1 protein-coding gene (running past one end of the window) is annotated in these 16187 nt (G+C 51.3%); it reads left to right on the forward strand.

Features of this window, described 5'->3' with window-relative positions; all coding sequences use genetic code 11:
- A protein-coding gene (locus tag MKX36_RS11750; RefSeq protein WP_340864714.1) for a non-ribosomal peptide synthase/polyketide synthase crosses the window boundary here: on the forward strand, window positions 1–16187 show its 5' end (the start). Its footprint extends 26104 nt past the window's final position; 16187 of the gene's 42291 nt are visible here — the first part of the coding sequence; the start codon lies at window positions 1–3; its stop codon lies beyond the right edge, outside the window.

Below are 16187 nucleotides of genomic sequence, written 5' to 3' on the forward strand. Positions count from 1 at the left end.
ATGACTCAGCACAATGTTCAATTGTTTACATTAAGCCAGCCACAGCAACGTATTTGGTACACGGAGCTTGTGTATCCCAATCGCAACACATCTACGATTATTACCACTGTTAAAATCAAGGGAACGGTTCGCATAGATGCATTGCAGGAGGCAATGAACCGGGTGGTTGCACAAAACGATTCTTTTCGTATCAAAATCACGGTTCGGGACGGCATTCCCTATCAATATATTGAGCCGTTTGCTGCTCAAAGCATAGAAACCCTTCAGGTTACTCCAGAGGAAGCTGAGCTATGGGTGAGTCATCATAATGCCCAGCCGTTCCCCTTACTGGATTCGCAGTTGTATCGATTTGTTATTTTGCAGCTGGGGGCAGAAGACACCTGGTTTAGTTTCAAGATGCATCATATTATTTCTGACGGCGTTACCATGGAGCAGGCCATTAATGAAATTACGGGGAACTATATGAGTATTGTACATGGTACAGGTTCAGATACGCCGGTCCCAGCGAACTCATATCTCGATTTTATTCAGACGGAGCAAAGCTATGAGCAATCAGAACGCTACCAAAAGGACAAGGTGTACTGGACGGAGAAATTTGCCGACTTGCCGGAGGTTACAGGTTTAAAGTCTTACAATCCGCTCACGATAAGCACGGCTGCACGCCGAGAGGTTTATACACTGGAGCACGAATTATATCGTGGTGTCACGGCTTTTTGCGAGGCGCATAACATCAGTATTTTTACATTTTTCCTGGCCGCATTGTATATTTTTTTACATAAAACGACAGGTGAACAAGATTTAACCGTTGGTACATTGTATGCTAACCGCACGTTAAAGAAGGAAAAAAATACAATGGGCATGTTCGTCAGCACTGTGGCTACACGTCTGCAAGTTGAGCCGGAATCCGAGTTGCTCACTTTTCTACACGGTGTTGGCAAGGAGCAGGCGTCCATTTTGCGGCATCAGCGTTATCCGTATAACAAAATCATGCAGGATTTGCGTGAACAGCAAAGCGGCACGGATATTGGCCGCTTGTTTGGCGTTACCATTCAGTACCGTACGCTGAGCTTCTCTCGTTTTGATGAAGCCATTCAGCAGGTACATACTGATTTCTGCGGAGATACGGTGAGCGACTTCGATATTGCCATGATAGACATGCTGGATGACGATAAACTTGTATTGCAACTGGATTATCGGACCGAGCTGTTCAGCGAGCAGGAGATCGCCCGAATTATTCGCCAATTCGTGAGTGTGGTAGAGCATATGGTGAAAGGGCCACAGAAGCGGATTCAGGAGTTGTCACTGATGAGTGACGAAGAGCGGACTCAAATTATGGATGTATTTAATGCAACAGCTGTCCCCTTTCCACACGATGCGGGTATTCATGAGCTATTCGAGGAACAGGCAGAACGTTCGCCGGATCAGACAGCGGTTGTATTTGGAAATCAGAGTCTAACTTATCGGGAACTGAATGAACGATCGAATTCGTTGGCACGAATCCTTCAAGTACAGGGAGTAGGACCTGACAAGCTGGTTGGCCTGATGGTACAACGCTCAGTGGAAATGATTGTAGGTCTGCTGGCCGTTCTAAAAGCAGGCGGAGCTTATGTGCCGATTGATCCCGAATTTCCGTCATCTCGTATTGAATACATGATGGAAGACAGCAAAGCGGCAGTGCTTCTGACCAGTCGTGATCTGGCAGAAGAGCACCCTTGCCATGCCAATGCTATATTTCTTGAGGATGCAGCATTGTATCAGGGAGAAAGCAGCAACCTGCAGGCGATTGCTCGCCCAGAGCATTTGGCCTACGTCATCTATACCTCTGGATCAACCGGAAATCCAAAAGGAGTTATGCTCCAGCATCGCTCGGTACTCAACTTTATTACCGGGATGCGTGAAATCATTGACTTTGAAGCTGGCAAAACCATTTTGTCACTGACAACCATTTCATTCGATATTTTCGTTTTGGAAACCATCTTGCCGCTGCTGACTGGAATGACGGTTGTGCTTGGCGACCACCAGCATCAAGTGGACCCTCAGGCACTGGGTGAGTTGATTACCCATCATCATATTGAGATGTTGCAAATGACACCATCCCGGCTGCAGATGCTGCTGGATCATGAAGCAGGTTCCCACGCGCTACAGGGTGTGAAGGAAATCATGGTGGGAGGTGAAGCCCTTCCTTCCAAGCTTTTGGGAGCGCTGCAAGTAATAAATGGTCTCCGTATTTATAACATGTACGGACCTACAGAAACGACAGTTTGGTCGACTGTACAGGAACTAACTCATGCTCAAGAAATTAATATAGGACGTCCCATCGCGAACACCCAAATATATATCCTAAATACGAGCGGGGAATTGCAGCCAGTCGGTATACCGGGAGAATTATGTATAGCAGGGGAAGGGTTGGCCCGTGGGTATTGGAATCGCGAAGATCTGACGGCCGAGAAATTTGTGGAAAATCCGTTTGCTGGAGGCAAAGCGGGCTATGAACGGATGTATCGTACAGGTGATTTGGCCAGATGGACACTGGACGGCAATATTGAATATTTGGGACGAATGGATCACCAGGTTAAAATCCGGGGCTACCGGATCGAACTGGGCGAGATCGAATCACAGCTTTTGCAGGTGGAGTCGGTACGAGAAGCGACCGTCGTGGCCCGTACAGACGAAACAACGGGCCAAAAACAAATGGTAGCGTACTATGTGGCCAATCAAGCCATGGAAGCTAGTGAACTGAGAAGTGAGCTGGGGCAGGAGCTACCAAGCTATATGGTGCCGTCGTATTTCATTCAGTTGGAGCAGATGCCGCTGACACCGAACGGTAAGATCGACCGCAAGTCCCTACCAGCACCGGAAGGCAGCCAGCAAAGCGGAGCGGATTATGAAGCGCCGCATACCGCGCCAGAACGGGCACTCGTCGCAATCTGGCAGTCCATCTTGGGCGTGCCAACCGTCGGTATTTTGGACAATTTCTTCGACCTGGGCGGCGATTCGATCAAGGCGATTCAAATCGTATCCCGTGCGTTCCAGGCAGGCTACAAGCTGGATATGAAGGATCTGCTTCGGTGTCCAACCATCGCAGCATTGGCACCACTTATGACAAGTCGTATGGCAGATCAGGGAGAAGTGAGCGGGGAAACGACATTGCTTCCGATCCATCATTGGTTCTTTGAACAGGAGCAAGTGGACGCGCATCACTTTAATCAGGCGGTTATGCTGCACCGGGAGCAGGGTTTTGACGAAGCTGCTTTGCGACAGGCGCTTATACAGTTGACGGAGCACCACGATGCACTGCGGATGGTGTTCAGGAAGACCGAGCAAGGCTACCAAGCGTGGAATCGCGGAATACAGGAAGGCGAGCTGTATCATCTGGACGTGCTGGACTTTATGGCTCTGACAGATGAAGCCATGTTGAGCACGACGATTGAGGCGAAAGCAACCAAAATCCAAAGTAGCATGAACCTGTCCGAAGGACCGCTGGTAAAGCTGGGTCTGTTCCGTTGCACCGATGGAGACCATTTGTTGGTAGCGATCCACCATTTGGTGGTCGACGGCGTGTCTTGGCGTATTTTGCTGGAGGATTTGGCATCCGGCTATGAGCAGGCTTTACAGGGCGAGTCTGTCCGTTTGCCGAATAAGACGGATTCCTTCCGCCTGTGGGCAGATCAGCTGTCAGCTTATGCGAACAGCACTGCGTTGGAGAAGGAACGGGCATATTGGGAGCAGGTGGAGCGAGCTGGTGCTGCACAAGAGGCATTGCCTAAGGATTACACTCGTAAGTCTCAGGCCAAGCCACAGCTTCGCGATGATCGGACACTGACCGTAGCGTGGACGGTCGAAGAAACGGAACAATTTTTGAAACAAGCCCATCGGGCCTACAATACAGAAGCAAACGACCTGCTGCTGACAGCTTTGGGTACAGCCGTTCAGGAGTGGGCAGGCCTCCGTCAGGTGCTTGTGAATCTGGAGGGGCATGGACGGGAAGCCATTTTGCCGGATATGGATATTACGCGCACCGTCGGTTGGTTTACCAGCCAATTCCCGGTAGTCTTGGATATGGGCGAGGACCGGAATGTGGGACAGCGTGTCAAGAACGTCAAGGAAGGGCTACGCCGTTTGCCGCATAAAGGCATTGGGTACGGAATTTTGAGATATCTTGCTGACAGGGCAGAAGAAGCCACTTTTGTGGCCGAGCCGGAAATCAGCTTTAACTATCTCGGCCAATTCGATCAGGATTTGAAGCAGAATGCATTCCGCATGTCTCCTTATTCCGTCGGAGCTTCCATGAGTGACACGTTGACCAAGCGGTACGCTCTGGATATCAACGGCATGATCACGGACGGTGCCCTGGAACTGACGATCAGCTACAGCAACAAAATGTTTATGAAAAAATCGATCAAAAAACTGGCTGATCTGCTGCAGGAGAGCTTGCGTGAGGTGTTGGCTCATTGTGTGGTCAAAGAGCTGCCGGAGCTGACCCCAAGCGATTTGTCCTTCCAGGGACTGACAGCCGGAGAACTGGATCATATTGTAGAGCAGACGGCTGCTGCTGGAGAACTGGAAAACATTTATTCGTTAACCCCTATGCAAAAAGGCATCCTGTTCCACGGCTTCATGGAGCCGCAATCCGGGGCGTACTTTGAGCAGGCGACATTTGATCTGCAAGGCAGCTTTCAAGTGGAGGCTTTTGCTGAAAGCCTCAATCAGCTGGTGGATCGCCATCAAATATTCAGAACGAATTTTTATAGTGGCTGGAATGAGCAGCCTTTACAGGTAGTGTACCGCCATAAAGCGGCTGGATTCCGGTTTGAAGATATACGTTCAATGGGACAAGAAGAGCAGGCCGCATACCTTGCTGATTTTGCTGAACGTGACAAAGCGGCAGGCTTTCATTTCAGCTCCGGCGAGCTGATGCGGGTGTCTATTTTACGTACAGGTGAGGAGTCGTACCGTTTTGTATGGAGCTTCCATCATATTTTGATGGACGGCTGGTGCTTGTTCCTGGTTGTCGGGGAAGCGTTTCATACGTACTTTGCCATCCTTGAAGACCGCAAGCCGGAGCTTGTCCCGGTAACGCCATACAGTGAATATATTGAATGGCTGGATCGACAGGACAACGCGGAGGCAGAACGGTTCTGGCGTGATTATTTTGCAGGTTTTGAGCAGCAGACCGTATTGCCGCAGGTCAAACAGCTGGACGGTCATGCAAAAGCATATGAAGCGGACAAGCTTTCGTTTACACTGGGCCGTGAAGTGACGGAGCGGATGAACAAGCTGGTTAAGCAAAAGCAAGTGACAGTCAATACATTCCTGCAAGCAGCGTGGGGCGTTGTGCTACAGCGGTATAACAACAGTCGGGATGTGGTATTTGGCAGTGTCGTATCTGGTAGATCAGCGGATATTCCGGGCATCGACAAAATGATTGGGTTGTTCATTAACACCGTTCCTGTACGGATTCACAGTGAGAAAGAGATGACATTTGCTGGGCTGATGAAGCAGATTCAGGAGCAGGCACTGGCTTCCCGTGCCTATGAAACCTATCCGTTGTATGAAATTCAGGCCCTGACCGAGCAGAAGCAGGACCTGGTGAACCATATTATCGTGTTTGAAAACTACCCCGTGGAACAGCGCATGGAGCAGATGGGTAGCCGCGGGAACAATGGCTTTACGATTGCCAATGCTTCCATGTCAGAGCAAACAAACTATGATTTCAACATCACCGTGGTGCCGGGCGATGAAATCCATGTCCATTTGGAGTACAACGCGCAGGTGTTAGAACGTACAGCTGTAGAGCAAATCCGTGAGCATTTGCTGCATATGATTGAAGAAGCGATTCACCGACCAGATGCACTGGTGGATGAGCTTGAGCTGGTGACTGCTGCGGAAAAAGCGAACATCATCGATGGTTTTGGATCAGTAGGCGTAGCTGCATGGAGTGATGAAAAGGAATCGGAATTGTTGTTCCACGCCTATGTGGAAGAACAAGCGCAACTTGTGCCGGATCACGTGGCCGTTGTATACGAGGATCGGCAGCTTACGTACCGCGAGTTGAACGAGCGTGGGAACCAGCTTGCCCGTAGATTGCGAAATGAAGGCATTGGACGCGAATCGATTGTCGGCATCTTGAGCGAGCGTTCGGTAGACATGCTGGTCGGCGTACTAGCGGTATGGAAGGCTGGAGGCGCCTATGTACCGCTAGATGCAGATTATCCATCCGAACGAATTCGTTTCATGCTGGAGGACAGTGGTGCGACGGTGCTGCTCACGCAAACCGGTTTGCAGGAGCGAGCACAAGTATGGCTCGCGGAAAGCCGGCTGGCCTTGGTCGGAGGGCAGACTGAGGTTGAACTGGAAACAGCGGCTGGTGCTGAAATGATGGAAAGAGACCTCCTGAATGAAGGCGTAAGCTTGAAAGCAGATTCGAAGTCTGACAGCGAAGCAGCATCCGAACCGGCAACAGGGCTGCGTCTGCGTACTGTATTGGCACTTGACGATGAGTCGCTGTACACCGGGGATACCACGGATATTGAACGTATCAACGAGCCGCAAGACTTGGCGTATGTGATCTATACGTCCGGTACAACGGGGCGTCCAAAAGGCGTCATGATCGAGCATCGCAGCTTGGTGAATACAGCTGCAGCGTATCGCCGGGATTACCGTCTGAACCAGTTCCCGGTACGTCTGCTGCAACTGGCCAGCTTCTCCTTCGACGTGTTCGTCGGCGATATTGCACGGACGCTCTATAACGGGGGCACGATGGTCATCTGTCCGAAAGACGATCGCATTGATCCAAGCCGTCTATACGGCTGGATTCGTGATTATCAAATCACCGTGTTCGAATCGACTCCGGCTCTGATCGTACCGTTTATGCAGCATGTGCATGAACACGGGCTGGACATGAGCAGTCTGGAACTGCTGATTACGAGCTCAGACAGCTGCAGCGTGACGGATTATCGGGTGCTGCAAGAACGGTTTGGTGCGGACATCCGCATCATCAACAGCTATGGTGTCACGGAAGCGGCGATTGACTCCAGCTTCTACGACGAAGAGCTGTCGAAGCTGCCAAGCAGTGGGAATGTGCCGATTGGTCAGGCATGGCTGAACGCACGCTTCTACATCGTGGACAGCCAGCTGAATCCGGTGCCGATTGGCGTACTGGGCGAGCTGTGCATCGGCGGTGCTGGCGTGGCACGGGGATACCTGAACCGTGCGGACCTGACAGCCGAGAAATTCGTAGCGAACCCGTACGTACCGGGTGAACGACTGTATCGTACTGGCGATTTGGCGCGGTGGATGGCGGACGGCCATGTAGACTTTATCGGCCGGATGGACTATCAGGTCAAAATCCGGGGCTACCGGATTGAACTAGGCGAGATTGAAACGGCGATTCAACGGGTACCGGGTGTGCGTCAAGCCGTAGTCATCGACCGGACGGACGAGCGTGGACACAAGTATTTGTGCGGATACATCACGGGAGAAGCCGAGCTGCGGATCGAGGAAGTACAAGCAGAGCTGGAAGCCGGACTGCCAGCGCATATGGTGCCAGCACGGCTGATGCGACTGGAGACGATCCCGCTGACCAGCAACGGCAAAATCGACCGCAAGGCTTTGCCGGAACCGGAAGGCAGCATTCATACCGGAGCAGCCTATGTGGAACCGCGTACTACGGTGGAGCAAGTACTGGCTGCGGTATGGGCCGCAGTGCTTGGCGTGGAGGCCGTAGGCACGCAGGATAACTTCTTCGAGCTGGGCGGCGATTCGATCAAAGCCTTGCAATTATCCTCCCGCTTGCTGCAAGCAGGTTATCGACTGAACATGAAAGACCTCTTCAGCCATCCGACGGTAGCGGCACTCAGTCCGTTGCTTCGTACCGATGGCAAGATGGCCAGTCAGGAAGAGGCAGTAGGCCAGGTGGAACTGACACCTATTCAGCGCTGGTTCTTCGAGCAGCAGCCGGCTGATCTGCACCACAGCAACCAGGCGATGATGCTGTACCGAGCTGGGGGCTTTGACGTCGATGCATTGCGCCGTACGATGGACCGTATGGTCCAGCATCATGACGCACTGCGCACGGTATTCCGTAAGACGGAGCAGGGCTATGTCGCTTGGAACCGCAGTGTAGATGAAGGCGAGCTATACACGCTTGATATTGTAGATTTCAGCGGAGTGGAAGACGAATCTGCCGCTGTTGAAGCTAAGGCGAGTGAAATTCAAGCCAGCATTCATTTGAGCGCGGGTCCACTGGTGAAGCTCGGTCTGTTTCATTGTGCTGAGGGCGACCATGTATTAATCGTCATTCATCATTTGGTGGTGGACGGTGTATCGTGGCGTATTTTACTGGAGGATTTGGCATCTGGTTATGAGCAGGCAGTTGCAGGTCAAACCGGCACAGCTATTCGGCTGCCGCATAAAACAGATTCGTTCCAGGTATGGGCCAAACAACTGTCAGCCTATGCCAACAGTGCGACGATGGAGCAGGAGCTGGCTTACTGGCAGCATATCGAACAAGCCGAAGCAAGCCTCGCGAAGCCTTTGCCGAAGGATTTTGCAAATGACAAGGCACGGCTGGGAGACAGTGAGGTGGTGACGGTCCGCTGGACGAAGCAGGAAACTGAGCAGTTGCTCAAACAAGCTCATCGCGCGTACAACACGGAAATGAATGACCTGTTGCTAGCCGCGCTCGGAAAAGCCGTCTATGACTGGTCGGGTTCTGAACGAGTGCTGATCAACTTGGAGGGCCATGGACGGGAAGCCATTGTGCCGGATGTGGATATTACGCGCACGGTCGGCTGGTTTACGAGCCAATTCCCGGTTGTCCTGGATGGAAGTCTGGGAGAAGGGGGACATACTGCTCGCCTGATCAAGCGGACCAAAGAAGGGCTGCGTCATATTCCGCAAAAGGGCATCGGCTATGGGATTTTACGATACCTGACGGATAGGAATGTGCTGGGGAAAGCAGGCGTGCAGTTAGAGACTCAGCCTGAGATCAGTTTTAACTATTTAGGCCAATTCGATCAGGATTATAAAGGCAACGATTTACAGCCTTCCGCTTATTCCATTGGTGTGCCTGTCAGCACGAACGCGGTTATGGATTTTGCACTGGATATCAACGGATTAATCGAGGATGGCGAGTTGGTGTTCACGATTCGCTACGGTACAACGCAGTTCCGTCATGAAACGATGGAGCGGCTGGGAGAACTGCTGGCATCTGGCTTGCGTGAAGTCATTCATCATTGTGTCACCCAAGAAAGAACGGTGCTGACTCCAAGTGATGTGCTGTTAAAACAGGTAACGCTAGACGAGCTGGAGCAATTGGTGGAAGATACGCGAGATCTGGGCGAGCTGGAAAATGTGTATGCTTTGACGCCGATGCAAAAGGGGATGCTCTTTTTCAGTCTAATGGATGAGAGCTCGGCGGCTTATTTTGAGCAAGCATCCTTTGAGCTGAATGGGCGCTTCGATGTGGTTACTTTCGGTAAAAGCTTGGATCTGCTTGTGCAGCGTCATGAAGCATTACGGACGAACTTTATCAACTCATGGAAGGATGAGCCTGTGCAGGTCGTCTTCCGCAATCGCAGCGGACAATTATATTATGAAGACCTGCGAGGACTAGAAAAAGAGGAACGAAAAGCGCGTGTGGAGGCTTTTACCCTTGCCGATAAAGCGAAGGGATTTAATCTCGCAGAGGATGCACTCCTTCGTATCTCGATCCTGCAAACTGGGGATGAAACGTATCACTTTATCTGGAGCTTCCATCACATTTTGATGGATGGCTGGTGCTTGTCCTTTATGACCCAGGAAGTATTCGGTAGCTATCTGGCACTGCGTGTGGGTGATGAGCCAGTGCTGGAGCCAGTCACGCCGTTCAGTCGTTTTATCGAATGGCTGGAACGTCAGGACCGTGAGGCAGCCCTGCAATACTGGCGTGGGTATCTGGCGGACTACGAGCAGCAAATTACGCTTCCACAGCAAAAAACACAGCCGAAATCAATGCACACCGGGGAATATATCGCTGAAGATCTGGATTGCGAATTCCAGCCAGAGCTGGTTGCCCAGATCGAACGGGTGGCGAAGCAAAATCAGGTCACGATCAATACGCTGATTCAGACGGTATGGGGCGTCTTGTTGCAGAAATATAACAACAGTACGGATGTCGTGTTCGGCAGCGTTGTGTCCGGTCGTCCAGGGGATATTCCAGGTGTGGAGCACATGATCGGGCTATTTATCAATACAATTCCAGTGCGTGTGCAGTCTGAACCAGGTGAAAGCTTTGTTGAGCTGATGAAACGAACACAGCGGCAGGCGCTGGCTTCCAATGCCTACGATGCGTTCCCGCTGTATGAAATTCAAGCGCTGACCGAGCAGAAGCAGGATTTAATCAATCATATTATGATATTTGAAAATTATCCGGTGGAGCAGCAGGTAGAGCAACTGGGCAGTGATGGACAGGATCCCTTCACAATTTCAAACGTGGTGTCTACAGAGGAAACCAACTACGATCTGAACGTTGTCGTGATGCCAGGTGAAGGCATCAAGATTCGTTTTATGTATAACACGCTCAGCTTTGATCAAGCAGGTATTGAACGTCTGTATGGACATTTTGCGCGTCTCTTGGAGCAAATTTCGCTCAACCCGCATGTTCGAGTGGAAGAGCTGGAACTACTCACAGCAGCGGAAAAACAGCAAATTACAGCGGCCTTTAATGATACCACTTGTGCATTTCCGTCTCATCAGACGATCCATCAGCTGTTCGAGGCTCAGGTGGAGTGCACACCAGATCAGGTGGCATTGGTGTTTGGACATCAGAGTCTGACTTATCAGGAGCTAAATGAACGGGCGAATTCGCTGGCACGAGTGCTTCAAGCACAGGGAGTAGGACCTGACAAACTGGTCGGTCTGATGGTGCAGCGCTCCGTGGAAATGATCGTAGGTCTGCTGGCTGTGCTAAAAGCAGGCGGAGCTTATGTGCCGATCGATCCCGAATTTCCGTCCTCTCGTATTCAATACATGCTGGAAGATAGCGAGGCCGCAGTGCTTCTGACCCGTCGTGATTTAGCAGAAGAGCACCATTGCCACGCCAATGCCCTATTTCTTGAGGATGCAGCATTGTATCAGGGAGAGAACGGCAACTTGGAGGCAATTGTACGCCCAGAGCATTTGGCTTACGTTATCTATACCTCTGGTTCGACGGGTAATCCGAAAGGAGTTATGCTCCAGCATCGCTCGGTCCTCAACTTTATCACAGGGATGCGCGAAGTCATTGACTTTGAAACGAGCAAAACGATGTTGTCACTCACGACCATTTCATTCGATATTTTCGTCTTGGAGACTATTCTGCCACTGCTAGGTGGAATGACGGTGGTGCTTGGTGACCACCAGCATCAGGTGAATCCTCAGGCACTGGGTGAATTGATTGCTTATCATCATATTGAAATGTTGCAAATGACGCCGTCCCGGCTGCAAATGCTGCTGGGTCATGAAGCAGGTTCCCGCGCGCTGCAAGACGTGAAGGCCATTATGGTCGGGGGCGAAGCCCTGCCGTCCAAGCTGCTTGCAGCACTGCAAGAAATCAACGGTCCCCGGATTTATAACATGTACGGACCTACAGAAACGACGGTGTGGTCGACCGTGCAGGAACTGACCCGTGCTCAACAAATTAACATCGGACGTCCTATCGCGAATACCCAAATATATATCCTGAATGCGAATGGGGAATTGCAGCCCGTCGGTGTGCCAGGTGAGTTATGTATTGCAGGGGAAGGACTGGCCCGCGGGTACTGGAAACGTGAAGAACTGACGGCCGAGAAATTTGTAAATCATCCGTTCGCTGGTGACAAGGCAGGCCATGAGCGAATGTATCGTACAGGCGATTTGGCGAGATGGATGCCGGACGGTAACATTGAATATTTGGGGCGGATGGATCACCAGATTAAAATCCGGGGCTACCGGATCGAACTGGGCGAGATCGAATCGCAGCTGCTGCAGGTGGAGTCCGTACAAGAAGCAGTCATCATGGCCCGCACGGACGAAACAGGTCAAACCCAGCTCGTGGCGTACTACGTGGCAAGTCAAGAGCTTGGAGCTAATGAGTTGAGACAAAAGCTGGGACAAGCGCTGCCAAGCTATATGGTGCCGTCGTATTTCATCTGGTTGGAGCAGATGCCGCTGACACCGAACGGCAAAATCGACCGCAAGTCCCTGCCAGCACCGGAAGGCAGTCTACACAGCGGTGCAGAGTATGCAGCGCCACGTACGGTAGCAGAACGAGCACTCGTAGCGATCTGGCAGTCCATCCTGGGCGTGTCAACTGTCGGGATTTTGGACCATTTCTTTGACCTGGGCGGCGATTCGATCAAGGCGATTCAAATCGTATCGCGTGCGTTTCAGGCAGGCTACAAGCTGGACATGAAAGATTTGTTCCGCTACCCAACCGTCGCAACACTGGCACCGCATATGCACGAGGTAAGTCGTAGGGTAGATCAGGGAGAAGTGAGCGGGGAAACAACTTTGTCTCCCATCCAGCATTGGTTCTTTGCCCAGAAGCAAGTAGACGTACATCACTTTAATCAGGCGGTGATGCTGCACCGGGAGCAGGGTTTTGATGAGTCCGCTTTGCGTCAGGCACTTGGCAAACTCACAGCGCACCATGATGCTCTGCGGATGGTATTCAGCAAGACCGAGCAAGGCTATGAAGCCTGGAACCGCGGAGTACAGGAAGGCGAGCTGTATCACCTGGATGTGGTGGACTTTACGAACTTGACGGATGAAGCCATGCTCAGCGCAGCTATGGAGGCGAAAGCCAGTGAAATTCAAAGCAGTATCCAGCTACATGAAGGGCCGCTGTTGAAGGCTGGTTTGTTCCACTGTGCAGATGGGGATCATCTCCTGATGGCGATTCACCATTTGGTCGTGGACGGGGGATCATGGCGTATTTTATTCGAGGATTTGGCCGTAGCCTATGAACAGGCCATTCATGCAGAGGTACTTCAGTTACCAGACAAAACGGATTCATTCCGCTTCTGGTCGCAAGAACTTTTCAAGTATGCGCATAGCGCAGCCATGGACAGCGAATACGCCTACTGGGAGCAATGGAACGCAGCCGCTTTGGCTGACCAAGTACGTTTGCCTGAGGATCAAGCGGAGGCCGAACCGTTTATCCTAGCTGACACGGATACCGTGGTCTTCCAGCTTACGGAAGAAGAGACAGAAAAACTATTGAAGCAAGCACACCGCGCGTACAACACGGAAGTGAACGATTTGCTGCTGACTGCACTAGGCATGACGCTATACACGTGGACGGGGCATGAACGCAGCCTGATTCATTTAGAGGGACACGGACGGGAGAACATTTTGCCGGATACAGACATTTCTCGTACGGTAGGCTGGTTTACGAGTCCATATCCGATATTGCTAGACATTGGTTGTGATCGTGCTTTGTCGGATCGAATCAAACAGGTCAAAGAGAGCCTGCGTCATATTCCGAATAAAGGAATGGGCTACGTAATTTGGAGATATTGGAGTGAATCCGGCCAAGCCATTAGTCAGCAAGCAGATGTACTGAATCTTGGTCAGCATCAAGCTTTTGCCGAGCCACAAGTAAGCTTTAACTATCTCGGACAGTTGGATCAGGACTTGCAAAACAGCGATATCCGCATGTCTCCTTACTCAATGGGATCGGTCGTGAGTGACCGGACGAAGATGAAATATGCGCTCGATGTGAGCGGAATCGTCACGAACGGCATCCTGGAACTCGACATTCGGTATAACGGCAAAGCCTTCCGTAAAGATACGGTCCAAATGCTGGCTGATCTGTTGAAATCCAATCTGCTTGAAGTGATCGAGCATTGTGCTACACGGGAGCAGGCCGAATTGACTCCAAGTGATGTACTGTTCAAGGGTCTGACCCTGGAGCAATTCGATACGATTAAGGAGCAGACCAAGACGGTTGGGGAATTGGAGAATGTATACCCACTGACTCCCATGCAAAAAGGGATGCTGTTCCATAGTTTGATGAATGCAGAAACAGGCGTGTATTTTGAGCAGGCAACCTTTGATCTTGAGGGCCACTTTGCGCCATCTCTATTCGAGGCTAGCTTGAAGCTGCTGGTTAGCCGGCATGCGATATTACGGACGAATTTCTACAGTGGCTGGTATGGTCAACCCTTGCAAATCGTCTATCGTCAAAAAAATCCGAGCTTCCGTTATGAGGATGTCAGAGGGCGTGAACAGGCTGTAGCTGAATTTGTGTCTCAGGATAAAGCCAGAGGCTTTGATTTAAGCAAGGATGCGCTCATGCGCGTAGCTGTCTTCCGCACGGGTGATCACTCGTACCGGTTTGTATGGAGCTTCCATCATATCGTAATGGACGGCTGGTGCCTGTCCCTGATGACGGACGAAGTGTTTGGTGCATATGCTGCCTTGCTGGAGAAAAAGCAGCCAGCGCTTGCACCTGTCAAGCCGTATAGTGACTATATCGAATGGTTGGAACGTCAAAATGCACAGGAAGCGACCCGTTATTGGAGTGACTATTTGGCAGGTTTTGAACAGCAAACCTTGTTGCCTGGTGAGAGCGCGCAAGCTTCTGCAGTAGAACGGGATGAGGATACTAACGGAAGTGGTAACAGTTCAAACTCTGGCTATGTTTTGGAAAAGCTGCCGTTGATGTTGGGTAAAGAACGAAGTGCCGCCTTAAACCAAATGGCCAAGCAACAACATGTAACGATTAACACATTGCTGCAAAGCGTTTGGGGCGTTATTTTACAGAAATACAATAATCATCAGGATGTCGTGTTTGGTAGTGTGGTATCTGGTCGTCCGGCAGAAATTCCAGGTGTGGAAAGCATGATCGGTTTGTTTATCAACACGATCCCAGTACGTATATGCAGTGCACCGGATGCTACATTTGCTGAAGTAGTGCAGCGCACACAGGAACAGGCTTTGACCTCCAGTGTCTATGACACGTTCCCGCTCTACGACATTCAGGCACGGACTGAACAAAAACAAGACCTGATTCATCATATTATGGTCTTTGAAAACTACCCCATCGGGCAACAGATGAAGCAGATGGGTAGTTCCGGCGAGACCAAGACCCAAACAGGTTTCTCTATTGCCAATGTGGAACTTGCAGAGCAAACCAACTACGATTTTAACCTGATTGTCGTGCCAGATGAGGATATCTCTATCCTGCTTGAATACAATGCGCTGGTGTATAACCGGTCTGCAATGGAGCGTATCCAAGGTCATATCGACCACGTCATCGGACAAATCGTGGAGAATCCGCATATCCGTGTGGATGAGCTGGCATTGGTAACGCCGGAAGAACAGGCACAGATCGTTCAGGTGTGGGGAGATACAGCGGCAGCTTATCCGCAGGACCAAACGCTAAGTGCGCTATTCGAGCAGCAGGCAGTGAACACACCAGAGCAAGTGGCGGTGTTGTGCGGAGCGGAGTCGTTGACCTACCGTGAGCTGAACGAACGAGCCAACCGTTTAGCGCGGACGTTGCGTGCGGAAGGGGTTCAGCCGGATCAGCCCGTGGGTATTCTGGTCCACCGTTCACTGGACATGATCGTAGGCATCTATGCGATCCTCAAGGCCGGCGGAGCCTATGTGCCAATTGATCCGGAATATCCGGCTGATCGTATCCGCTTTATGCTGGAGGACTCGGGAGCGAAGCTGGTGCTGACGCAAGCGCATCTGGCGGAGCAAGCCTCGCTGAGTTTCGACGGCCAAGTGCTGGTGCTGGATCGTCAGGAGCAAGATGGCAAGAACATTTATCACGAAGACGCATCAAATTTGGAGCTACTGGCTGGACCGCATCATGTCGCCTATGTCATTTATACCTCTGGCTCCACGGGAAAACCGAAGGGCGTGATGGTGGAGCACCATTCCGTGCTGAACCGGATTTTGTGGATGCATAATCGCTACGGCTTGAGTGCAGAAGATACGATCCTGCAAAAGACCGCCTTCACCTTCGACGTGTCGGTGTGGGAGCTGTTCTGGTGGTCAATGGTCGGCTCGAAGGTAAGCCTGTTGTCGGTCGGCGGGGAAAAGAACCCGGAAGACATCGTGGACACGATTGCCCGCGACGGCGTGACTACGATGCACTTTGTACCCGCCATGCTGCATGCGTTCCTGGAGTATGTGGAGCAGCAGCCACGGGAAGTAATGCAAGCGAAGCTGGG

This window comes from Paenibacillus sp. FSL W8-0439 (assembly GCF_038008995.1).
GTDB lineage: Bacteria > Bacillota > Bacilli > Paenibacillales > Paenibacillaceae > Paenibacillus > Paenibacillus polymyxa.